This window comes from Chryseobacterium lactis (genome assembly GCF_003815875.1).
Taxonomy (GTDB): domain Bacteria; phylum Bacteroidota; class Bacteroidia; order Flavobacteriales; family Weeksellaceae; genus Chryseobacterium; species Chryseobacterium lactis.
Genome location: NZ_CP033924.1, coordinates 447062 through 472078 on the forward strand (window position 1 = coordinate 447062; position 25017 = coordinate 472078).

Annotated in this window: 26 protein-coding genes and 1 riboswitch; of the genes, 24 read left to right on the top strand and 2 right to left on the bottom strand. The window is 35.4% G+C overall.

All coding sequences use genetic code 11. The features are described from left to right. The first annotated feature begins 95 nt into the window (after positions 1-95). The 21 genes from EG342_RS01920 to EG342_RS02020 all read left to right on the top strand — a co-directional run bounded on the left by EG342_RS01920 (position 96) and on the right by EG342_RS02020 (position 19168). The gene (locus tag EG342_RS01920) at positions 96-656 is read left to right on the top strand and encodes an SHOCT domain-containing protein (RefSeq protein ID WP_103291960.1); all 561 of its coding nucleotides are present in this window, start codon (positions 96-98) and stop codon (positions 654-656) included. Between the two features lie 157 nt (positions 657-813). Next, entirely contained in the window at positions 814-1281 is a 468-nt protein-coding gene (locus EG342_RS01925; protein WP_103291959.1) for an NUDIX hydrolase, read from the top strand. A 168-nt stretch (positions 1282-1449) separates the two neighbouring features. Next, positions 1450-2091 carry a hypothetical protein gene (locus EG342_RS01930; protein WP_103291958.1) on the top strand — a complete coding sequence of 214 codons (642 nt, stop codon included), beginning with the start codon at positions 1450-1452 and terminating at the stop codon, positions 2089-2091. A gap of 101 nt (positions 2092-2192) precedes the next feature. Then, complete coding sequence (locus EG342_RS01935) at positions 2193-2693, top strand: DUF2004 domain-containing protein (protein WP_103291957.1); 501 nt, start codon at positions 2193-2195, stop codon at positions 2691-2693. A 38-nt stretch (positions 2694-2731) separates the two neighbouring features. Further along, positions 2732-3670, top strand: a complete 939-nt coding sequence (locus EG342_RS25340) for a DUF6985 domain-containing protein (protein ID WP_185126902.1) — start codon at positions 2732-2734, stop codon at positions 3668-3670. Between the two features lie 84 nt (positions 3671-3754). Further along, complete coding sequence (locus EG342_RS01945; RefSeq protein ID WP_103291956.1) at positions 3755-5809, top strand: M48 family metalloprotease; 2055 nt, start codon at positions 3755-3757, stop codon at positions 5807-5809. Positions 5810-5832: 23 nt separating this feature from the next. Beyond that, positions 5833-6207, top strand: a complete 375-nt coding sequence (locus EG342_RS01950; RefSeq protein WP_103291955.1) for a VOC family protein — start codon at positions 5833-5835, stop codon at positions 6205-6207. An 18-nt stretch (positions 6208-6225) separates the two neighbouring features. Then, positions 6226-6765 carry a dihydrofolate reductase family protein gene (locus EG342_RS01955; RefSeq protein WP_103291954.1) on the top strand — a complete coding sequence of 180 codons (540 nt, stop codon included), beginning with the start codon at positions 6226-6228 and terminating at the stop codon, positions 6763-6765. 73 nt (positions 6766-6838) lie between these two features. Next, a complete protein-coding gene (locus EG342_RS01960) occupies positions 6839-7333 on the top strand; it encodes a hypothetical protein (protein WP_103291953.1) in 495 nt (164 codons plus the stop codon). 46 nt (positions 7334-7379) lie between these two features. Next, positions 7380-8147, top strand: coding sequence for a hypothetical protein (locus EG342_RS01965; RefSeq protein ID WP_103291952.1), 768 nt, complete (start codon positions 7380-7382; stop codon positions 8145-8147). A gap of 184 nt (positions 8148-8331) precedes the next feature. After that, positions 8332-9720 carry a serine hydrolase gene (locus tag EG342_RS01970; protein WP_103291951.1) on the top strand — a complete coding sequence of 463 codons (1389 nt, stop codon included), beginning with the start codon at positions 8332-8334 and terminating at the stop codon, positions 9718-9720. 128 nt (positions 9721-9848) lie between these two features. Further along, positions 9849-10232: a 5-carboxymethyl-2-hydroxymuconate Delta-isomerase gene (locus EG342_RS01975; protein ID WP_103291950.1), complete on the top strand. Its 384-nt coding sequence runs from the start codon at positions 9849-9851 to the stop codon at positions 10230-10232. Positions 10233-10275: 43 nt separating this feature from the next. After that, on the top strand, positions 10276-10779 hold the full coding sequence (locus tag EG342_RS01980) for a DinB family protein (RefSeq protein ID WP_103291949.1): 504 nt from the start codon (positions 10276-10278) through the stop codon (positions 10777-10779). A 13-nt stretch (positions 10780-10792) separates the two neighbouring features. After that, positions 10793-11308 (top strand): hypothetical protein, encoded by a 516-nt coding sequence (locus EG342_RS01985; protein WP_103291948.1) that lies wholly within the window; start codon positions 10793-10795, stop codon positions 11306-11308. Positions 11309-11583: 275 nt separating this feature from the next. After that, entirely contained in the window at positions 11584-12327 is a 744-nt protein-coding gene (locus EG342_RS01990; RefSeq protein WP_103291947.1) for a hypothetical protein, read from the top strand. A gap of 28 nt (positions 12328-12355) precedes the next feature. After that, positions 12356-13600 (top strand): hypothetical protein, encoded by a 1245-nt coding sequence (locus tag EG342_RS01995; RefSeq protein WP_103291946.1) that lies wholly within the window; start codon positions 12356-12358, stop codon positions 13598-13600. 232 nt (positions 13601-13832) lie between these two features. Next, the gene (locus EG342_RS02000) at positions 13833-14612 is read left to right on the top strand and encodes an alpha/beta fold hydrolase (protein WP_103291945.1); all 780 of its coding nucleotides are present in this window, start codon (positions 13833-13835) and stop codon (positions 14610-14612) included. 165 nt (positions 14613-14777) lie between these two features. Continuing rightward, positions 14778-15371, top strand: a complete 594-nt coding sequence (locus tag EG342_RS02005; RefSeq protein ID WP_260232369.1) for a DUF4272 domain-containing protein — start codon at positions 14778-14780, stop codon at positions 15369-15371. Positions 15372-15568: 197 nt separating this feature from the next. Next, a complete protein-coding gene (locus EG342_RS02010) occupies positions 15569-17008 on the top strand; it encodes a T9SS type A sorting domain-containing protein (protein ID WP_103291943.1) in 1440 nt (479 codons plus the stop codon). Between the two features lie 170 nt (positions 17009-17178). Next, a riboswitch (FMN riboswitch) is annotated at positions 17179-17304 on the top strand. A gap of 92 nt (positions 17305-17396) precedes the next feature. Continuing rightward, positions 17397-18044 (top strand): 3,4-dihydroxy-2-butanone-4-phosphate synthase, encoded by a 648-nt coding sequence (gene ribB, locus EG342_RS02015; protein WP_103291942.1) that lies wholly within the window; start codon positions 17397-17399, stop codon positions 18042-18044. Between the two features lie 122 nt (positions 18045-18166). Continuing rightward, positions 18167-19168 (top strand): T9SS type A sorting domain-containing protein, encoded by a 1002-nt coding sequence (locus EG342_RS02020; protein ID WP_103291941.1) that lies wholly within the window; start codon positions 18167-18169, stop codon positions 19166-19168. 59 nt (positions 19169-19227) lie between these two features. On the opposite strand, the gene EG342_RS02025 is transcribed toward EG342_RS02020, so the two are convergent. Further along, positions 19228-21312: a TonB-dependent receptor domain-containing protein gene (locus EG342_RS02025; protein WP_103291940.1), complete on the bottom strand. Its 2085-nt coding sequence runs from the start codon at positions 21310-21312 to the stop codon at positions 19228-19230. 182 nt (positions 21313-21494) lie between these two features. On the opposite strand from EG342_RS02025, the gene EG342_RS02030 reads away from it, so the two are divergent. Further along, complete coding sequence (locus EG342_RS02030) at positions 21495-22247, top strand: DUF3575 domain-containing protein (protein ID WP_246008720.1); 753 nt, start codon at positions 21495-21497, stop codon at positions 22245-22247. Between the two features lie 238 nt (positions 22248-22485). Then, a complete protein-coding gene (locus EG342_RS02035; protein ID WP_103291938.1) occupies positions 22486-23787 on the top strand; it encodes an MFS transporter in 1302 nt (433 codons plus the stop codon). 41 nt (positions 23788-23828) lie between these two features. On the opposite strand, the gene EG342_RS02040 is transcribed toward EG342_RS02035, so the two are convergent. Continuing rightward, positions 23829-24044, bottom strand: a complete 216-nt coding sequence (locus EG342_RS02040) for a hypothetical protein (protein ID WP_103291937.1) — start codon at positions 24042-24044, stop codon at positions 23829-23831. A 226-nt stretch (positions 24045-24270) separates the two neighbouring features. Between EG342_RS02040 and EG342_RS02045 the strand changes: the two genes are divergently transcribed. Next, a complete protein-coding gene (locus EG342_RS02045) occupies positions 24271-24945 on the top strand; it encodes a DUF4919 domain-containing protein (protein WP_103291936.1) in 675 nt (224 codons plus the stop codon). The last annotated feature ends 72 nt before the right edge of the window (positions 24946-25017 follow it).

Below are 25017 nucleotides of genomic sequence, written 5' to 3' on the forward strand. Positions count from 1 at the left end.
AAAGGAGAATTCCCCACAGATAAGGATTCCCGTAAGGTAAGCCCCATGGCTTGTTTTACTTTTGGTGTTCAATTTTGAACATTAAAAATAAAACAATGAAAAGATTAGTACTCTTATTTACCTTTCTGATTTTTGGAATCACTTCTGCCCAAACTGCACCCAAATTTGAAAATGATACACTCACTACTTCGACAGGTTTTAAGGTGTATGAAGGATTAGACTTAAAGATCGGAACCGGTTCCATGAATGACGGAGATTTTAAATTTATCCGAACCAACGCTTCTTCCATGTTCAATTATTATTCTACAATCGGATATCAGGGCTTGGCCAATCAGGCGAATTCTTTTAAAAGGAGCAATTCCGGTCTGACTTTTAAAGTCAAGAAAATCATGCTGAGAGGAAACAAACGAAATGGCTTTGTTTATTACGTTAAAATCGGAAGTGGTCTCATCAATTATGAAATTGACCTGGAAAATGCCATCAGATCCGGTGAGCTGATCATTCCTGATGAGTTTTCACCCAAAGAAAAATCTCAGAATGTAACATCGGAAACGAAATATGATAAACTGAAAAAAATTAAGGAATTAAAAGATTCAGGCGTATTGTCTGAAGAAGAATTCCAAAAAGAAAAGGATAAAATAATGATCGACAAATAAATTTTTAGATACCGCTTTGTTTTGCAAGGCGGTTTTCATTTTTAATGAGAATAAAATTGAAAAAATTTCATATTCAATGATATCTGGATAATATGTAAATTCGAAAACTGATGATTTGATTCTAAATCATCCATCAACTAATATCTGAAAAGAAAATATGAATTGTAAAAATTGTAATATTGAAACGGAACTCGATGAATGCCCAAACTGCGGACAATCTGTAAAGCCCGTCGTCATTGATAAACTTGCCTGGATAGAATTAAAAAACAAATCTATTCTCTCCACAAAAAGCTATGGAAAAGATAAATACTATATTCCGGGAGGTAAAAGAGAGGCCGGCGAAAATGATGAACAAGCACTGATGCGCGAAATCAATGAGGAGCTCAATGTAGAAATTGACCGCAGTACAATAGAATATATCGGAACATTTGAAGCTCAGGCGCACGGTCACGCAGAAGGAATAATTGTAAAAATGACCTGTTACGCTGCAAAGTACTCAGGAGAATTAAAGGCAAGTTCAGAAATCGAAGAAATGAAGTGGCTTTCCTACTCAGATAAGGATAAAACATCTGAAGTTGATAAAATAATATTTTATTACTTACATAATAACAATTTATTAGATTAACACATATATAAAACACTACAAATCAAAAGCATGCAATCTTATTTAATTTAAAAAAAAACACCTACATTAAATAAACATTAACCTTGCTTCATGCTTTATCTCTTTATGATGCTTTTTTGTAATTTAACGTTTGAAAAACTAATAACCCCAATTCAAAACAAACATCACATGAAGCTGTATATTTTTATCTGCATTTTTTTAATATTTAATATCGCAGCCGGGCAGAAAAAGGAATACCCATCGATTAAAAAAGGAGATTTCCCGGAAGGCATTTATATGACTTTGCAGGATGTCTTAAATAAAGTTCCTTCATCAACTGAAGAGGTGTATTTCAAAGCCTGTGAAAAGTGTGACTCTATCAATCTGCCGGAAAAAACGTTTTTTTATTTTAAACAAAAAGATAAAAAGGTTAAAATTCCACTAGCTGTTTCCCATAAAGGAGAACTCTATTTTCAGACGTATAGAAAATATACCAATAGAGATGACAGAGGCTATGACCCGGATCAATATTCAAGATTTTGCAAGGTGATCAATTATGGCAGGTTTATATATTTTGAAGAAAATATGAGAGGAACATGGTCAAAAGCATTCCTTGGAGCGGTAAGCCCACTCACCTATTCCATCAATGGAAGAACAAAAGGAATTGTCTTAGATGTGGAAAATAAAGAATTTAATATTCTGCAAAACTGCGATGATTTAAATGATTTTTTATTCGAACATGAAATTCCATCAATAAAATGTGATCCGGAAAAATTCAATATTGGAGATTTACGAAAAGAAATTGATAAAATTAATACACCTTACAGATAATCATTTATTAATCAAATAGCCTTGGATAAAATCCGTACATTAGGCAGCAAAAATTATATACCCAATGCCGGCACTACGTCGAAGCATACAAAAATAACACCATGACAAAATACACATTACCCCATTTCGGGCAGGTCTCAACAGAAAATTTAGAAGAATATTATGATGTTAATATTGATTTCAAAGGCAATGAAATCCTGCTGGACCTGAATTTTGAAAACTCAAGTATTGACACTCCAAAGCTGGACAAAGTAAAAAACTTTCTTGAAAATATTGAGAAGTTCGATAAGCTTAACAAAACCTATATTGTAGAAGATTACCATGATCAGGACGGTGATACCGTGAAATATTACATCGAGCATCATTTAGAAGAAATTGACCAGGATGAGCTTTCAACCCTGATTAATTTTGATGATCCGGACACAAAACCTGAACAACAACTGCTGGCCAAACTGGAATTAGTAAGAGTAGGACTTTATCCTGACAGTGAGGATCATTTTGCAATCCTTGATTATTCAATCGGTGAGGAAATCACAGACTATCTGGTTACGATAAATACCGATGAAAATGGCCAGCTGGACTATATGTCCATGGAAAGCTAGAATAAAAACAATGACCCAAATTTTTAGTTAGCTAAAAAATGTCAAACGCAGAAAAGATAATCAACGACATCGATTTGTTTTTAGATAAATCAATGCTGAAAACTTCCAAAATCACTCCGGAAGAACTCATCAACTTTATAGAAGAAAAATGGAATGAAGCAGATGATGAGAAGTATAGTATCTATCAGGCTTATATCATCAATAGCCGGATGGTTAACGAGTACATTCGGGCAAAAGATTTTGAAAATATGATGAGATGGCTGGATAGGCTGGATTTGCATTCTGCTTCTCAGAAAGACGAATCCTATATTACGAATTATTACAAAGGAGAATGTTGTCTGGAGTGTGGCAACGAAGAAAAAGCACTTGATTATTTCAACTTATCTTACGATGAAAATCAGGAATATATTTTTTCACGAGCTCCGTTTTGCTATGAGTTTTTCAACAAACACCTTGAGACTCCGAGAGAATTACCTGATGAAGATGAGGACGAATATTCTGATCCTTCCATCGAATTAGAACATTGGAAAACATTCTTCAATCAGGAAGACGAAAAATTTTACTATGAAATATTTGATGAGGACGATGAATACGTGGATGAACCTACTGAAGAGCAACAAAACGGATTAGATTATTTGAAAGACAATCAGACCGTTATTTTAGAAAACATATTGAATACATTATTGGTAAGTTATCCGGATTTACAAAAAAAGTATTCTTATTCTGAAAAGGACAAACCGGACTTTATGCCCGATTTGCAAAACATTAAAGGATTTGCAGATCTTTTATCCCCAACTTATTTCTATGTCACTTCCGTCATTAAAGAAGATTATCCCTATATAGGATTTGGATTTTCCTGCTCATGGGATAGTGAACATGGATTAGGCGTAATGACTTACAAAGACAGGATTATAGAAATCGGAGGGGCAGAAATTGCTTTTGATACCTGGACAGCTGAAAAAGATTCACAAACCTGAAAATAGATAACAACCGCTCTAAAAAATAGAGTGGTTGTTTGTTTTGTTACCATTATCAATGTAATATTGTAAAAAATTATTTCCATGTATATTCAAGTTTCTGAAGACTTCAAAAAGAAGAGCAAATCGGCTATTCTGGCCATTACCATTTTCGTCATTGTTTATGTTCTTTTGTTTCTTTTTACTGTTTTACTGACGGCGGCCTGCATTGGCGGAGGAATTATGCTGATCATCGCAAAACCTATGTTTTTAACCTTAATGCTGGGAGCCGGAGCGATAGGAACCGGTGTTTTCATTTTCTTTTTTATCATTAAATTTTTATTTAAAAAACATATTAATGACAGAAGCCACCTTACAGAGATCAACCGAACGCAGGAACCCGAACTTTTTAAAATGATCGATGAGATTGTAAAAGAAACAGAAACTGACTTTCCGAAAAAAATATATTTATCGTACGATGTGAATGCCAGTGTCTTTTATGATTCAAGTTTCTGGAGCATGTTTCTTCCCATTAAAAAGAATTTGACCATCGGGGTCGGATTGATCAATACTTCTACAAAACAAGAACTGAAGGCTGTACTTTCCCATGAGTTCGGACATTTCTCTCAACGCTCCATGAAAGTGGGAAGTTATGTTTATAATGTTAATAAGATCATTTTTAATCTGGTGAATGACGATGAATCTTATCGTAACTCTATTGAAAGCTGGGCGAGTATGAGTGGATATTTTTCCATTTTTGCTTCCATTTCCCTTTTCATTACACAGAAGATACAGTGGGTTCTTACCAAAATGTATTCCTTTGTCAACATCCGTCATATGGCTCTTTCCAGGGAAATGGAGTTTCACGCTGATGAAGTGGCGGCTCATATTGCAGGGTCCGCTGCCCTGGAAGAATCTCTGTTGAGAATAGAACTGGCAAGTAATTCCTATAATCATGTGCTTAATTTTTATGAAACTAAAATTTCAAAAAATCAATCCAGCAGAAATATCTATAAGGAGCAATCTGTTGTGATGAATTTCTTTGCGCATCTGAATGATTTGGAATTAAAACATGGCTTTCCCAACGTAAAACTTTCTGAATCCGGTCTGTTTAACAAATCAAAACTGGTGATTGAAAATCAGTGGGCATCGCATCCGTCTCACGAAGAACGTATTGCAAAACTCAGAAATCTTAATATTCAAAAAGAAGCAGATCATGAACCTGCAAAAGAGCTGTTTAAAGATTTCGATCAGATTGAGGAAAAGCTCACTGCAAAATTATTTTCAAAGGTGAAATATCAGAATGGAAAAACTGATCTGGAGCTCCATGTTTTTAAAACAGAATTTGAGGAACAGTACGAAAAAGATTCATTTGACAAAGTGTTTAACAGCTATTATGATAACAAAAATCCTGATTTTACCGTTCAGGAAAATCCTGCAGCAAAAGACTTGTCCTTTGATGAACTTTTCAGTAAAGAAAAGGTGGAATTGGTATACACCATGATCGCTCTTGAAAATGATAAAAAAACAATAGAAGCCATTATCAATAAGGAGTTGGTTTTAAAAACATTCGATTATGACGGAAATAAATACACCTCTAAGGAAGCTAAAAAATTAATTCCTGAAATCGAAAACTCTATTAAAGAAATAAAGATCCTCATCCAGCAGAACGATTCTGACATTTACAACTATTTCATTTCCAATGAGAATGACGACAAAAAGAAGGAATTCGTACAAGCTTATCAACTTTTGGCTGACTATGACCTTCAATATGACGAAAAGTCAAATATTTATATGGAAATTGCTGCGGCTACTGCATTCATGAATGCGAAAACGGCATTTGACCAGATCAGACAAAATTTTAAAAACCTGAAACCTCTGGAAGAAAAATTGAAAAATGCAATCAGACCCTATCTGGAAAGCAGTACAATTGCTCTTGATTTAGACGAACAGGATATAAAAGATCTCAACTATTATCTTGACAATGAGCTGGTATACTTTAATAATGACCAGTATATGGAGAGCCACCTTCAACTTCTTATGAAAGCCATGAATACTTATCCTTATCTTATCAGCAGGAAATACTTCCGAATGAAAAAGACCTTATTAGACATTATGAAAGATCTGAAAACAGCTTCTGCAATGGAAAAAGTAAATTGATATTTTAACAGAAATCCAGAATCATGAATGCAAAATTAGACACTATTATTTTATACGTAAAAAACGTTGAACTGCTTACCAACTTCTACGTTGAAAATTTCAATCTGAAAATTCTTGAAGAAGACCCCATCTGGGCTTTGTTGAATGCCGGTAGTGCAAAAATCGGTTTGCATAAAATCGGGGAACAATACCTTGAAAAAATAGATACAAATCATATCTTTGATAACAACACAAAAATAGTTTTTGAAATTGATAAGGATATTGAGTCTGCAAGAAATGAGTTCTTGTCAAAAAATGTCAGAATGAGAGACATTAAAACATTCGAAAACTATGACTTCTGGTTATGCGACGGAGCGGATCCTGAAGGAAATGTGTTTCAGTTGAAAAGTAAAAAATAAAATAATCACCCCTAAAAAATGAAAAAAATAATCTTAGACCTGGCCATTACATTAGACGGATTTATTGAAGGCCCCAACGGAGAAGTTGATTGGTGCATTATGGATGATGACATGGATTTTGATGGATTCTTATCAAATATTGATACCATTTTCTATGGAAGAATAAGCTATGATTTATGGGGAAATTATCAACCTGATCAAACAGCAGGCCCCGAAGAGCAAAAACTTTGGAAAGGAGTGCATTCAAAAAATAAGTTTGTATTTTCAAATCAGAACCGGGAAGATCACAGAGCAACTTTTATAAATTCTGATATTGTAGAAAAAGTTTCGGAAATAAAAAATCAGGGCGGCAAAGACATCTGGCTGTATGGTGGTGCAAGTCTTATCAAAACATTTATCCAGAATAATTTGGTTGATATCTACAGAATATCAGTTCATCCAGTTGCTTTAGGAAGCGGTAAACCTTTATTTGCAGATCTTAAAGAAAGACTGAATCTGAAACTTATTAAAACCAATGTTTTCAAATCCGGAGTGGTACAGCTTATTTATGAAGCTTAATTGAAACAGCTGATAAATAAGGCAAAAGAGTGCAAAAAGCAGGAACTTACCAAAGAAAACAACAATCCTCCTAATGACTATTGAAATAAAAAATAAAACCAACTGGATCATAACCTTTATCACGAGTATGGGCTTATTGATTTCTTTGTTTATTATTTTAGTAGTGATTCCTTTTATCAGTGCTCAGAACACCTATTTTCTTACTGTTTTACATTATATTTTTTCTGTACTGCCTTTTATCGGCTTTTTTACGGTATTGCTTTATATTTGGCTATGGAACACTTTTGGAAAAACTAAACTCCATATAAAACCGGATACAATTACGGTGCAATACAAGAACAAATTATTCAGCAATCCCAAGACCTATTTGAAAAAAGAAGTTGAGCATATTGAGGCAAAAGACTTTGCCGTAGAAGAATATAAATTGGGCGTTCGTTATCATATCTCTTGGAGCGGTTCCACCTACTCTGTTGTTCTTGTGAAAACCGATGAAGAAACAAGAATTGTGGATTGGATTACAAAAGATAAAGCGGAGGAAATCGTTGATAGAATTAAAAAAACGTGGTAAGACTTTATGTAATTTAGAAAGTAATTCCCAAAAACACTAGTATACAATGTACAATCCAACCAGAAGAAGCAAAAATATAGGAACAGAAAATCAAGGGTATGGGCAAAGCAATAAATTGACAATTCCCTCACCGCATGGAAATGTAAAGTCATTTTACGAAAGACTGACCCATTATCAAAAAGAAATTCGAATAATCAACAATCATGAATTTGTATTTGCTGTTGAAGAAACCCGTGACAACTCAATCCATTCCTGCTCAGTAGATGATATTCAAAAGATAATTGAACAGATTCCTTCAGAAGATTATGGAGAATTGAGATTTATTATTTTAAGACAACCTAAGCGAAAAGAAGAAATACTCTCGCCTGTATGGGGAAGATTGATTTACAGTTATGAATTTGAAGAAGAGTACTTTCCTGCTATAATTTTAGATGCTATTGATTTAAATAAAAAATTATCCTGGTCCAGAAAACAAAGCATTGAAGATCAACAGGAATTTGAAAGATTAAAAGAAGATGGACATCTTTTTATAGAAACAAAAAGAAATTTCACAACAGAATTGAAGCCTGAAATTGTAAAAAATACTCAACTGTATAGAACTTTGCCCCATGAATTTGGCCACTACGTTCACTACTTAGAAATCGTAGAAAGAACAGAAGATGATCATGATGATTATGATAAAAGAGAACAAAGGATGGACTACTACTTCAGTCTTCCAAAAAGTGAAAAAGAAAAGTTTGCACATACCTATGCCAAAAGATTAAAAGATAGGTTTACAATTGAAAATAAAAATAATGGTAAAAAAATAGGGTAACTATATACAATTTTACATTGTTGTTTAGTTATTTCGCCTTGTCATTCTGAATACAAACTGAAGGTTTGAGAACATAGTTCAGAAGTGAAATAAATGAGATTCTTCCTTCGTCAGAAATCGAAGATTCGGCGTAGCTAATGACAACGATACAATTATATATAGGACAAAAAATACAATATCAGACATGAAAAAACTACTCTTCTTTTTAATTTTACTAATGATAAATAGTAATTTATTTGCTCAAACTGAAAATTACACTACCGCTATCGGACAATTTCAGGAGAATTATAATGCGGGTAAATATGATGATATTTTTAATACTTTTTCACCTGAAATGAAGAAGGCATTTCCCTTGGTAAATATCAAACAATTCCTTGCAGATTTGAAAACCCGTGCCGGAGCAATAAAAAGTAAACAGTTCATTACTTATCAGCAAGGATCTTTCGCCGTCTACAAAACACAATTTGAAAAGGGAGTGCTTGCCATCAATATTGCAGTGGACAGTCAGAATAAAATAAATAGGATTTCCATTAAGCCGTATGAAGAAACAAAAGAGCATCAAACTAAAGCAATAAATGCTCTGACCACCTATCCAAAGGAAATTGCCGAAATCATCTATTCAAAATCTCAGGATATACCGGATAATGCACAGTTTTCGGTAGCCATTATTCAAAATAATAAAACCAATTATTATGGAATGATAAAGGAAAACGGGATGATAAAACCCATCGAAAATCAAAATAAAATCTTTGAAATCGGCTCCATTACCAAGGTATTCACATCATCGGTATTGGCCTCTCTTGTAGAAAACCATACCATTAAATTAACCGATCATATCAATTCATATTATTCTTTTCCTTTTAAAAATAATATTAAAATAAATTTTGAAAGTTTAGCCAATCAAACATCCGGATTGCCCCGGTTGCCTACCAATCTTGATTTGTCAGACGAGGTTAATCCTTATAAAAATTATCAACAAAAGGAATTGGAAGAATACCTTAAAGACCTCTTGACAATAGAAACTAAAGGCTATTCGTATTCAAATCTGGGGACAGGATTATTAGGATATACGCTCGGGTTATCCCAAAAAACCACTTTTCAGAAATTGTTGCAAAAAACCGTTTTTGATAAATACAAAATGACTAATTCTTTCACTATTTCTGAAAATCTCGGAACAAGACTCGTTAAAGGACTCAAAAAAAATGGGGAGACAACTTCCAACTGGGATTTTGATGTTTTGTTTGGAGCCGGTGGAATCTTATCTACTACGGAAGATTTAGCAAAATTCGCAATCGCCCAATTTGATCCGGCTAACAAAGAATTGGCCTTAACAAGAAAACCCGATTTTACCATAGATGAGGCAATGAAAATCGGATTGGGCTGGCATATACTCAAATCAAAAGGGGGGAAAGAATTTGTATGGCACAACGGAGGAACTGGTGGATATTCATCTTCTATGGCAGTTAATACTAATGATAAAACGGCGGTAATCATTCTCACTAATGTCTCTGAAATTAATGCTTCGGTTGACAAACTGTGTTTTGAATTATTAGATTACACCGAAAAAAAATAATTCCTGATTTCATGTAAGCTACAAGTAAAAAAGTAATCATTCTCTTCCGGATGGTTACTTTTTTATCATACCGATTTATATTTTTATTACTTTTATATTACTCAAAATCAACACAAAATATTTTTTTCATGCCTCACTTTATCATAGAATGTTCAGACGATATTCTTCAGCAAAAAAAACCTGATGAAATTATGAATGCGGTATATGAAACGGCTGATGCAACCGGATTGTTTGCTCCCAATGATATAAAAGTGAGACTGCAACCTTATCAACATTATCGGTTGGGAACTCATAAAAAGAACTTCCTGCATGTCTTCGGATATATTATGGAAGGCCGAAATACAGAACAAAAAGCCAACTTATCCAGGCAGATCAGTATCCGGCTTACGGAAATTCTTCCCGAAATCGATTTCCTTTCTGTTAATATCAATGAATTCGAGGCAGCAACCTACAGCAACAAAGCCCTTATTAATCCGGAAAATAGTACTAAAGACAGGCATTTCGGATTATAATCCTATTGACCAAAACATCCAAATCAACAAAATACAAATTATTATGAGCTTAAAAACATTAACCACCAAAAGCGTTCAGTACAATAATTGGGTAGTCAACAAATACATCGACTGGTTATCCACAAAGTCCGACGAACAGCTTAATCAGGAAGTGATTTCAAGTTTTCCGACCATTTTAAAAACCTTACATCACATCTGGCAAACCCAGGAATATTGGTGGAGCCATATCGCAGAAAACAATGAATTTGATTTTGAGAAAACAACAGCCTTACATACTAAAGAGGATATTTTCAACGCTATTAAAAACAATTCCCAAAGATTGGTAGACTATGTGGAAAACTTGTCCGAAGATGATCTTTCAAAAAATGTAAAAATTGATTCCCAATGGTTTCAATGTGATTTTTCAAAGTATGAATACATCCAGCATGCCATACTTCACAGCACTTATCACAGAGGTCAGATTGTAACGATGGGAAGAAATGTCGGGATAACGGATGCTCCGATGACTGATTTTAATTTCTGGAATATTTATAAAGATCAGAACTAGAAAAAATCTCATATTGAAAGCTTCAACTGCATTCTTTCTGTTTTTACTGCTTTTATGCTGCTTCTCGTGTGAAAGCGATGAAGCAAAATTAGCCAGAGCGGAAAAAGAGTGTGCTGCCAAAACTAAAATTGACGGTCTTACAATTTCCTTCTTTGGATACTTTCCGAAAGATGTGGATTCTGTTAGTATTCAGATAAAGAGAGGCAATAATATTGTTAAAAACTATTCCGATCCCATTCCAACGATCATTTCAGATTCTTTACGGCATCAAAGAACCTATTACCTCAAAAATGAGATTAAGTTAACCGACACTGTTTTTATCAAAATAAAAAATGAACCTGTCAAAAAATTGTATGACTTCAAATATCTTGTCAGAGCTCATTTTACCATGATGAACAGAAACTGGGGATGTGATTTCTATGAATTAAAGGCAGATGGAAAAGTATATGAAGGAAGTACATTTGACATCACCAGGAAAAACTGGAAAATAATCGAAAGAAAAGATTTTAAAAATTATTATCAGAAATAAGATTCACCGAAAATACAAACAACGATTGAATTGTGGATAACTTTTAAAAAACCTCAAAATCCGTGGGGATAAAATATGAATATCTTTTTTAAAAGCATCTGAAACAATGCAAATTTAGCTTATAAACAATATCTTATTTCAAATACTAATCTGAACAGAGACTTTTCCACAAATAAAAAACCATGTGGATAACTTATGTGGATAAGTTTTCCAGACACACTTCGACTTGTATCTTTTCCGTAACTTAACCTTCGTAAATACCAACTCTCAAAATAATGAAAAGGCTTCTTTTTATTTTTTTACTACTTTGTAATTATTTTCTGTTCACCTCATGTTCAGGCCCGGCTCCTGCTTCAAAAATCACAGACATTTCACAGGTAAAAGCTGACATTGATATCTACCAGAGTTTATCAAACGAAAAAGATAATTCTGTCTCCGTTATTTTATATGACCAAAAAGGGAAAGAAATCGGCAGCGACTCCATCATTGTATGGGTCAATCAGAAGAAAACCGAGTACAAGGTTATGCAGCACCTGTACTATTCCAAAAATTATTATTACCGCATTGAAAATATCCTACCGGAAAACAAACAATATACTCTTGATATCCAATTGAAAAATGGGAAAAAAATTTTTCTGGGAAGCGCCTCAACAATACAGCTAAGCAATCCTAAAAACATCATTTCCACTCAGGAAGCATCCAGGGATGAAGACTTTCCAATTTCCTGGTCAAATCTTCATGAGGTCAACACGCTTTATATCTCTAAAAGTTTTAAAATTAAAAATGACAAAGAACCCAATATTCAGACTTTTATAGAAGAACCAGGAGACACGATCAAAATCAATGCGGATGGAAATTACATAATCGGGAAAGAACAATTATCTCAAAGAGGAAAGAGATTGAGTAAAATAGGCTTTAAATTTACAGCACAAAAAGAAGGAGTCATTAATCCTCGCCTACTCAAAGGAAGTTATGTAAAAATATACGGCTATCATGAGAAATGGATATCCTTCAAATAAAATCACATCATAAAAAAATAGAGGAGTAATGTACGACACTAAAATCCAGAAAGAATGGTTCTCGGAAGGAGAACACTATGCAATAGAAGTCAATAAAATGATTGAATTTGGTGAAAAAAACGGCTGGGAAAACTGGCAGGGAGAAGAACCACAGGATACAAGAGAGAATTTATCTCCTGAAGTTTTTGAACTTCTTAAAACAGCGAATAAAAACGGAGATACGAAAAGGTTCAGAGAACACTTTCCTCCGGCTCACGGGCCCATCATTCCTTTGTTGAAAGACAAATCTCAAAGCATCGAGCACCTTCATTTTATCAACGATCAAAAGATGGTTTTCATTACGGGAACTTCGTACGAAAAGAGACAAGCCTACCTGTTGGATCATGATGTAGTGGCTCTACTTGACGAAAACATCAACGCCATCGGAAAGTCCAAGCAAGGAAACATTTTTGCAATCGCTAAAAACAATAAAATAGAAATCTATAAAGGCTGGGACGGAGACCTCATCAACGAATTCGAACTTGATGAAAACCCGGATTTTGGAATCACAGAGATGACTCCTTTCAATGACGGAAGTAGAATTCTGATTGTTTCTTCAGAGGGAATTTATCTGCTTTCAAACAATGAAAAAAAATTAATCCACCCTCTCAACGAAGACAATGATGAAGAATGGACCTCACAAATTGATATGGAAAATGCAGCTCTTTCTCACGATAATTCTTATATCGCCGTTGGAGATCAAGGGTATGATCACAGAATATTAGACGCAGAAGGCAATACCTTAGGCACCATTGGACCACAATCTTCATATCCGCATTTTTGTCTGTTTGCGAAAGATGACAGCCAATTAATTACCAATTCCTGCCATTTTTATAACGGGATTACAATCGGCATTAACTCCAATCAATTTGTTGGAGCAGATATTGAAGCCTATACCGAAAGTGACGACTTCACGCTCATTGATGAAGAAATGAGAGTCTACACAGGCGTTGCCACAAAGGATTATTACATTCTTGGTGATGCCTATGGTTACATTAAAGCTTTTGATAAAAACGGGAATCGCCTCTGGAGACATTTCCTGGGATCCACTATCAGCGGAATGACTCTTTCTGATGATGAACAAACACTTTGGGTAGGCGCACATTCCGGTATTTTACATAAGCTGCAATTAGGAAAAGGATTACGAGACACCCATACCATAGGAAATACAGACCATTATGAAGAATTCAGATTATTAATCTGGAAAGATGAGCCGCAGATCTGGAAATGGTAATTTATCATTGCAATACCATCTACTACTATTGAGCCACACAGATTAAACGGATTACGCAGATGTCTGTGGAAGAATCTGCGTAATCTGCCAGATCTGCGTGAGACTTTTTTATTAAAAACCACCACGAAAGATCACACAGCACCTCAGCTTAGTTTTATTAATCTCAAAAAACCTTGCCTTCATCGAGCTTTTTGTAAATTAGTTTATTAAAAAAAATCAACAACACCAAACCATGGAAAAATACACACTCTCTTCAGACGGTCAGAAAATACATTATAAAGAATCCGGCAACGGCGCAACCGCCTTACTATTCGTTCACGGATGGCTGGGCAATTCCGAATGGTGGAACGATCAGCAAAACTACTTCAAAGATCAATATCACATACTTCAAATGGATTTGGCAGGACATGGTAAATCTGATTCGTCCCGACAAAGCTGGACAAGCGAATTATATGCTGATGATATTAAAGCAGTGGCCGATGCCAGCGACTCTTCAGAAATTATACTTGTGGGACATTCGATGTCAGGAGCCTATGTACTTGAAGCTGCATTAAAAACACCCAAAGTAAAAGCTATCGTCCTGATAGACACGTTAAAAGATCTGGATGAATCCTTCACTGAAGAACAGGCTGAACAGGTAATGTTTACCCATTACCGGAATAATTTTAAATATGCAGTAGAAAATTTTCTTCCGCAATATCTTTTTGCTGAGCAAACACCTCCTACCGTAAAGGAGAGATTGCAATATGAGTTTCTTCAAAATGAACCGGAAATGGTCATTAATCTTCTTCGACCTTTATATCAAACTGATTTCAGGGAGATTGCAAAACATATTCAGGTACCGGTTATTGCGATCAATTCCGATGCATCACCGGTTAATATTGAAGCCAATCGCAAGTATTTAAAAGATTACAACTCTGTTACTATTGAAGGTGTGGGACATTATCCTATGTTGGAAAAACCGACTGAGTTTAATGCAATTTTAGAGGATATAATAAAAAGATTAGCTTAAATAATCTATACTTGACACAATTAGAAAACACTCCGGTAAAGAATGACCGGAGTGGCTTATTCACAATAAATTTTCATTATATGTTTTTAATTTTTTAACCCGACCCCATGTCAAATATTTTTAGTCAAGGATACCTTTCCAGAAAGAAAAAAAACTGAGGAAAGAATTAAAATCAATTTTAACCTTCCTCATATCGAATCGGAAGAAGAAATCACACTCAGAACTCCTAAAGAAATCGCAGCTCGTGTTACAGCTCTCGCCATTACCAATTTTGTTGCCTTCGATACTATAGATACTAAAACGGCAACCGATTACCTTATAGAATATAATCTCTGGGAATATATTACTCCTGATGAAAAGGAGTTCATATCTAATCCTACAGAAGACAAAAAATTTCAGGAAACCTGGAAATGCGAATGCATCTTGGTTTTATTATGGGCATTAAAAATCGTAAATTCCTTGCCTTTCCCCAACGAACTTTGTAATCTTAATGATATTCCAACAGAAAAATATCCGGTAAGTGGAGACAGAGATCCCAGCAATTTCATTAATACCATACATACAATCCGTTCCAAATCCGAAATACTGGATGCCAACGACTTATATTACCGGTACGACCGGGCTTGTGTAGATACCAGAATGAACAACAGAGAAATGACACAAATACATCCCAGTATTGTTTATGAGAGGCATTATGCTTTAAACTGGCTAATCAACTATATGGATCAGGAGTGGGATGATATTTCCTGTGATACATAAGGTTTTAAAGAAAACATAAAATAAAAATTTATTCAGAATAAATAGTTTAAAGAAGCAATATTCTACTTATTTTTGCAAAAAATTTATAAATATTAATTTCATTTCCAATTTATACTTTTTATCAAAATATTCATGGTCAGAATAACCGAAACAGTGACCTTAAAAACTGAAAGTAGGTAAAACTAATAACACTCAAAATGAACAAGAAAAAATTATCTTTTGTTTTTCTATTCTTAAACTTTTGTCTGGTCTTTAGCCAATGGCAAAATCTTAATTTAAATCAAAATGTTTTATCCGCTTTTAAAAAAGGGGATGTAGAAATCGCCGGAACTGCTACTGGTATCTTTTATAAAAATCAGAATGCGAGCAACTGGATACAAGCTTCCGGTATTGCAAATAAAGCAATTAGTTTCACTTCTTACAATAACATCATTTATACTTCAAGTTATGAAAAGCTCTATACTTCTGGAGACAATGGAATGAACTGGTCTCCTTTAAACACATCGTATACACTGGCAGATCTCACTGCGGTTGCGGTTGAGGATAACAACAACCTTATGGTAGGAGTAAGAGGATGGGGAATAAGATTCTCAGCCAATGGTGGTAATCAATGGTGGGGTTCAAGCTCCAGCTGGCAAAGCAATGTAACCTCAATTATAAAATTAAAAGATGGTTATTTTTTCTCCACAAGATTTGGTGGACATCTGCAACGTTCTACAGATCTGGGCCATCAGTGGTATTCTCCTCAAGGAAATGGAATTAAGATAGGATTAAGCACTTCTTATCAAGATATAAATACTTTAGCAGCTCTTAATGATTCAATACTGGTTGCAGGAACTAATAATGACAATATGTGGTCAGATGGTGATGGTGTCTATTTCTCTAATGATAACGGAGAAAATTTCACAAAAAGAGTTAATGGTTTAACAAATAAAAAAATAAACTCAATCAGTACAACAGGTAATTTAATCTTTGCGGGAACAAGCGGAGGTGGAGTATTTTACTCAAATAATGAAGGAAATACCTGGACAAGCCTTAATACAGGTCTTACTAATCTTGATATTACAAAACTCTATACCAACGAATCATTTTTATACGCTTGTACTCCAACCGGAATTTTTAAAATTGATATTTGTAATCTGCTACAAGGAAGCTCAAAGATATTTTCTCCGACTAATATTACAAGCGGAAATTCAAAACTATTAAAAGCCAACCTTGGTGGAAAAAATTATACCTGGTACAAAAACAACCAAATCATCTCTGGAGCAAACAGCAATATATATACAGCTACAGAAAGCGGCCAGTATAAAGTTGTTATCAATTACTCCGACAGCTGCGCTGACACCACAAATGCAATCAATATAGCTTTTCAGAATTTAGCCACTGCTGAAAGTAAATACAGTAACAAAAGCGTAAAAGTATATCCAAATCCTGCGCAGAATTTTATAAAAATCCAAATGTCAGAATTACAAGATTTTGAATACAAAATTTTTGATTTCTCAGGCAAGCTAATTATTACAGGACAAGCAAAATCAGATGATCAGATTAATATCCAAAGTTTAACAACAGGAAACTACATCATCAAAATGAAAGACAAAAATAAACAAGAGCAATCCATAAAATTTGTAAAGAAATAACTAATTATAAATAATTAACTAAGACTGTCACCTGACAGTCTTTTTTTATATCAATTCGGCTCAAAAAACTTTTCCATATCAAAAAACTTCCCGAAATTAGCGGCTTGTGCGTTAAATACTATTCAATGAAATAAAAATTTAAACAACAACATACAACAAAACTTAGTATAAGTTTTCTTCGGGGCAGGGTGTAATTCCCTACCGGCGGTTACAGTCCGCGACTCCTTTCTTTTGAAGGGACTGATCTGGTGAAATTCCGGAACCGACAGTTAAAGTCTGGATGGGAGAAGAAAATGAGACGATCAATAAGATTCCTTATGGACTCTTGTTGAGTCGTATTTCATTTCCATGTACCGAAGACTATTTTAACTTTTAAAAGTAAAATAACATGGAAAAATTATTAGAACAATTTGGAGCGACCTCCAAAGATCGTGTAGAAAAAGCACTTTCAACTTTACAACAGGGAAAAGGCATTCTATTGGTGGATGATGAAAATCGTGAAAACGAAGGCGATATCATCTTTCCCGCCTCCACTATTACAGAACAGGACATGGCACTTTTGATCCGCGAATGCAGCGGTATTGTATGCCTTTGCATTCCCGAGGAAAAAAGCAGGCACCTCAATCTGCGTCCTATGGTGGAAACTAACAATTCAAAAAACCAGACCGCATTTACCATTACCATTGAAGCTAAAGAAGGTGTAGAATCCGGAGTTTCAGCGAAAGATCGTGTAACAACCATCCGAACTGCTACCGCTTCTGACGCTCAGGCAGAGCACATTGCCAGCCCGGGGCATGTTTTCCCGTTAATCGCCAGAAAAGGAGGCGTTTTTGAAAGACGCGGCCATACTGAGGGCAGCGTGGATCTCGTAAAAATGGCAAACCTTGGTGATGATGCCGTTCTTTGTGAACTAACCAATGAAGACGGTTCCATGGCAAGACTTCCGGAAATCGTGGAATTTGCTATCAGAAAAGACATGACCGTCGTTACGATTGAAGATATTTACGCTTACCGTACAATGATTCTCAGCAACTAAACTCATCTATTATTTAACGCACAACTTAACCATCTGACCACATCAGATGGTTTTTAATATTAATAATCAATTAAGTATAAATTTCAATAGTGTTTTTAGTTAACTTTAACAAAAAATTGACAATGAAAACATCTTTACTTATTTTGCTGGGAACCTCAGCTGTATTCTCAGCACAGATCACCCTTACAAAGGCATCTAATGATCCTGTGATGAACGATATTGTAAACAATAACACGGTAAACGGAACGGTAGACAATTCGGCAAGCGGAGCCAATGTTACCTTTTCAAACGGAAGCCTTACACAAGGCGCAGCATCACAGGTTACCTATCCCGCTCCTACGCCTGCTGAAATTACTAATTATCCAGGTTCTACGATCAAAATGGTGGATGGTACAACTACTATTTTCTATAAAGCATCTGCAACCAAGCTTGAAATTACCGGAATTGTAAACCCCCAGGTAACCCTGAACTTCAATCAGGATAATGGTACTTATATCGCTTATCCAACTACTTACAGTCTTACCCCACAAAGCGATACTGTACAAGGAGTCTTTTCCTCTTCTATTGCAAGTGGTTTGGTGAAAGGTACCATGGCTTTTCAAGCTGATGCGTATGGAACTTTGATTGTCGCCGGGAAGACATACAATAATGTGCTAAGGGTAAAGTTTACACAGAATATTAATTTATATTCCCCTATAGACATTACCTTTTCCAATCCTCTGGGAACCTTCACCAACACGGCATATTCCTATTATGATGCCAGCCACCGATATGCTTTATTGAGCTCAACCAGTGGAACTCTTTCAGTTCCTGCGTTTGGAATCAATCAGTCTACATCAACGGCTCAGGCTTTAAACGAAACGTTTTTGGCAGTCGGCAATGTGATGAAAAAAGCTAATCTGGCTATTTATCCAAATCCGGCTCAGGATTTCATTGGCTTTAAAGGAGATATGGAAAATTATTCGTCAGCAAAAATCTATAGTCTGGATGGAAAATTAATTAAGACATCAGATGTAAAATCCGGGAATATCCAGATCTCAGACCTTCCTCCGGCTTCCTATTTTATTGAAGTCAGCGGAAAAAATACTGAAGCAACAAAAAGTACAAAATTCATCAAGAAATAACAGGTAACAATCCCCGCTCAATCTCATCGGCGGGGATTTTCTTTGTCATTAATAAAACTTTAAAAAGTAGCTGCCGGTGCAGTTTCATTATTCAGCTTTCTTTGGAGCTCTGTCTTTTTTCCTTTTGAGAAATCATAACTAAGCCCAAGAATAAACATTGATTTATTATTCATGATCTGGGTATTTAATTTATAATCAACCAAACTTTCCGGTAAACTTTTTGTCTTATATTCGGAAGGCATTCCTATCCAGTACATGCCTGTGGAGAACGTCCAGTTTTTCAATTTATAACTGACAAAAATATGATTCTGATTTTCATTGGTATTTAAAAATGCTCCACTAAGACTGTATACGGGAATATTAAATTCATATTGAAGCGAAAACGATTTATATTCCGAAGACAATACAAAAGAATTTCCTAAGTAATTATTCTTAATCAATGCTCCGGTACTGGTTTTTATCGTTTCCGAAGTGGGCGTTAACACCAATTTTGCGACAAGGAGGCTATTACCAAAAGGTTTATAAGATCCCGTTAGCTGAACTCCATATCGCTGCCCGCTTTTACCATTTTCATACGTCAAGGCATAACCTCCGAGTACATTATCCTGGACATAATACTGATTGATTACCCTGTCCGTATACCTGTAAAACAAACCTGCATTAAAATCAAAATGTTTATTATTAAAAGAATACGTCAAGGCATTAGAAAATACCTGCTGAGATTTTAAAAAAGGATTTCCGCGTTGTACAATATTGGGTGCCAATTGTACCACATTACTGCTCAATGCATTGCTCACAGGACTTACAGGAGTAAAACTTCCTGTAAAACGAAGGTTCTGATTATTTTTCAACTGATAACTTAGAATTAATTTAGGGGTGAATGTCCATTCGTCAAAAGTATTTTCAGCACTTTTATTGTGAATATTGGTAAGTCCTGCTCCTACACGATAACTGAATTTATTGAGTTTACCGGAAAACTCTGTATAAAAATATTGCTCAAGATAATTAACGCTGTATTCAGAATATCCTGCAAGGTTATTCAGATCATTAGATATTGAAGTTCTGGAAATACGATATCCCGAAGATAGTTTTCCTGCGGCAAAATCATGGGTATGAGCAAGCTCTCCTACCAAACTGGTCTGCTTCGCTTTCAACATCATATCATTTTCATAAACAGATAATCCGGAATTAATAATCCATTCTTTCGCAGTCTCTGAAGTATCAGTGGTATAGTGAGAGCCAACAAGATTAATGCTCACTTCATCCTTTTCGCCCAATTTTTTAGAATAATATACATCCAGCTTCGGAATGATATAACTGGATCCATTATTTTTAAACATAGCATGCTCTTCACTAAAGTCGTCCTGTGTAAAAATACTCTGTCCTACCCCTTTTGAAAACCTGCTGAAAATATCTGCATTCAATTTTACCTGAAAAGCATAATCATCCGGAACCAAACGGGTATAACGCAAGGCAATACTCTGAAAGGTATATCCAAAATGATCTTTCCGGTCTTCATTCGAACGGTAATGTTTACCATCCAACTGATAATCATAAATGCTGTTTACCCTTCTGTCATTGTAATCTCTTACATTAATGGAATATTCAAGTCCAAAATCATTCTTCCCTTTTGTATAATTGGCATATGCAGAGCCATTGACAAATCCTGTATTTAACGCGGAAGAAACATCAGTCCCAAAGACATATCCCGTCTCGGTAGATCTTGTCAGAATATTTACTACCGTATCTGCTCTTGTTGCCCATCTGGCGGGTGGAATATCATAATATTCTACTTTTACCACTTCTGTGGGAGCAATACTTCGGATCTGGAGATCTGTAGCTTCAATACCATTGATCAGAAATAAGGTTGTTCCTCCTTTTGTGCTTGCGATCGAATTTGAAACCGGATCCAGCTTCAATTCCGGAAGCGTACGAAGCAAATCTTTGGCATAACGTGCCCTATCCAATGCTTCTTTGTCAAATGTATAAACCGCTTTATCTGCAAACTGCTTTTTACGTTGTGACTTTATAATGACTTCCTGAATTTCTTTCGTCCGCGAAACATCAACGGTATCATTGCTTTTTTCCTGTGAAAACATCAGAGTGCCAGAAAGAAAGAATAAGGTATATATCGTTTTTTTCATGTCAGAATAGGTTATACCATTAGAACAATCCACCTTCGGAATATATTACACCATCTCTTTGATAAAGAAAAAACATAATAAATTACGAAGATGTAATAGCATTTTTTTCGTTAATTGTTTTTATTATGTTAAATTCAGCCCGTTTTTTGCTGGTACTTTTGAACACCACAAAATATAAGATCATGAAAAAAGCAATCATACCTGTCCTTTGCTTTCTTTTTTCAGAAGCAAGCGCACAGGAAATCCAGACTTCCCCTGCGGAAAAGATGAATATCGTCAAGACGAATGTCACAGCCTATGTATTCAGAAATATTAACCTGTCTTACGAAAGGGCTTTCACACAATGGTTTTCAGTAAATATTGGTTTCGGGACAATGCCTGAAGGCAAAGTACCTTTTATTAATGCCTTTCTGAAAGATAAGGATGAAAAGAGATTTGAAAACCTACGGGTTAAAGCCACCAATTTCACTATTGAACCCAGATTCTATCTTGGACAAGGCTATGGAAAGGGGTTTTATATAGCTCCTTACTATCGGTATTCTGATATTTCCTCCAATACTTTTGATTTTTATTACGACTATAACGGTCCTGACGGGAACACCTATCAGATTCCCCTTAAAGGAGGCGGAAGTGCTAAGGGAAATAGCGGCGGACTAATGGTGGGTGTACAGTTCTTCCTCACCAGAAGCCAGAATCTCGTTCTTGATTTCTGGATCGCCGGAGCTCATTACGGAGGTGGAAAAGGCGACTTCAGCATGACTTCCGATTACGTTCTCACGCCTGACATGCAGGCACAGCTTAAAAAAGAAATTGAAAACCTTGATATCCCATTTGTAAAATACACGGTGGAAACCAATGCCAATGGCGCCAGAATAAAAGTGGATGGTCCATGGGCAGGTTTCAGAAGCGGACTTTCTCTGGGATATAGATTTTAAAGAAATGCCATATCATGAAAAAGAAGCTGTCTAAAAAGTTACACAATCTGAATTTTGTCATTGGCTGTGCCGAATCTTCGATTTCTGACGAAGGAAGAATCTTTTGATGATCAATGATGAGATTCTTCTTTACATTTCAATTTATTCAGAACGACACTTTTTAGGCAGCCTCTTTTCTATTCCTCCGAAATTTGTATTTTAGTGGCCATCATCTTAAACTTGTTGGTATTATAAACCCATGAATACATCTTCCATCACCACTGCCCAAAGAATCAAAGCCATTGTAGGAGGTTCTATAGGAAATCTTGTGGAGTGGTACGACTGGTATGCGTATGCTGCCTTTGCCATCTACTTTTCACATTCTTTTTTTCCGGATTCTGATCTCAATGCTCAATTGATGAATACGGCCGGAATTTTTGCTGTTGGTTTCCTGATGCGCCCCATCGGCGGCTGGGTGTTTGGAAGTATTGCAGACAAAATCGGAAGAAAAAAAGCAATGACCCTTTCCGTTTTACTGATGTCATTTGGTTCGCTGCTTATCGCCCTTACTCCAACCTACAAATCAATAGGAATTCTGGCTCCGTTACTTCTTCTGCTTGCAAGATTACTTCAGGGATTGAGTGTTGGCGGAGAATATGGAGTTTCGGCGACTTATCTGAGTGAAATGGCCACACAGGATAGAAGAGGATTCTATTCCAGTTTTCAATATGTCACTTTAATCGGCGGACAGCTTATTGCCCTGGGAATTCAGCTTATTTTACAAAAATTGATATTAACAGAAGCACAGCTGGAAGATTGGGGATGGAGAATTCCTTTTGTGATCGGAGCGATGCTTTCTATTATTGCTTTATACCTAAGGGCTAATCTTCATGAAACTGAAGCTTTCGAGAATAAAAAAGCCGTGAGTGAAAAGAAAAAAGGAACGGTAAAGGAACTTCTGAAACATCCGAAAGCACTGCTTACGGTGGTAGGATTAACGTTAGGAGGAACATTAGCTTTCTATACATATACTACTTATATGCAGAAATTCCTGGTCAACACCGTGCATCTTACCAAGGAAGAATCTACTTTGGTTTCTTTTATTTCTTTATTTATATTCGCCTGTCTTCAGCCGGTATTTGGGGCTTTATCGGATAAAATCGGAAGACGACCGCTTTTGTTAAGTTTTGGAATTCTGGGAACTTTATTCACAGTACCACTTCTCACAGCATTAAGTACTACTACTTCTATGTGGGGTGCATTTCTACTCATTATGGCAGCACTCCTTATTGTAAGCGGCTACACCTCTATCAACGCAGTTGTAAAGGCCGAGCTTTTCCCTTCAGAGATCAGAGCACTTGGAGTAGGATTACCTTATGCGATTACCGTTGCTATTTTTGGAGGAACAGCAGAATATATTGCCCTATGGTTTAAGAAAATCGGGTCGGAAGAATATTTTTACTGGTATATTACAGGCTGTATTTTATTCTCACTCATTGTGTATGCAGGAATGAAAGACACAAAAAAGAGTTCAGCACTGGATCAGGATATAAAAGCTTAGTAAAGACCGGCGCCGCAGAAAATCTGCGGCGCCGGTGTATTTTAATGATAAGCTTGTTTAAATTTTTCAATCATACTGTCCAGGTTATGTCGCTGAACATACACACTCTTCACGTCATCATACCTCGGCGATTTGTAAAAAACTTCATGGAAATCCATGCTTCCGTTTCCTACTTTTACTACCTTTTGTACTTCGATATTCAACTTTTTTAATTCGTCTGTAAAGACTTTAAATTCATCTTGGATACTACTGCTCATTTATATTTTTTGATTTAAGTTAAAAATTCCAATTTTGATCACGTACCCCCTTCAGTTTTAGGGTCATGCATCAAATTCCGAATAAAGTTAGTAAATTTATAGATACAAAGTAGCAGTTTTACAATATTTTGTTATTTTTTTTACAAATAGTCAATCTTTTTTATTCTATGGATACATAATCCGTATTTTTAACTTATAAAAAAAATGTAACAACCCCATTGAAATCATGAATATCAAAGCATTTTCCTCATTATTATTTTTAATTATTTTCACGGTCTTACACGCTCAGAAACTGGCGTTCAGTGCACCGGATTATTCCTTAATTCAAAAAAATATTGCAGATAAAAATTCAGAATTCTACTATCCGAAACTTTTAAACAGATTAAAAGAAAACGATACCCTTCTTACAAAAAGTCAATATCGCCATCTTTATTTCGGATATACATTTCAAAAAGACTATAAACCCTACAAAACAAGCAAGAGAGCAAAAGAAATGACTTCCTATTATCGTGGCGAAGGAAGTTCTGAAAATGATTTACCGAAGGGAATTCAGCTTTTCAGGGAGGCATTGGAAGAAAACCCATTCGACCTCCGCGCTATGAATCACCTCTCTTATATGTATCATCTGACGAATGATGATCGTATGGCAAAAAAGGTTGCTGCCAATTTCCACGGACTGCTCCGTGCTATTCTTACTTCCGGTGATGGTCTGAAATGCGAAACAGGCTTTCATGTCATTTCTGTTACTGATGAATATGTACTGTTAAATAGATTTCAGATGGAAACTTTATCACAAAGCTCCAGCAATACCTGTGACTACCATGAATTTGAAAAAGGGAAATATAAAATTCCTGGATTGTATTTTAATACCAGTAAGTTTTACGGAAGAATATTAGATTAATTTATGATCATTGGGGAAATATTCATTTTAACATTAATAAAATTTTTATGATTTTGCTTTAACAGCAGGGAC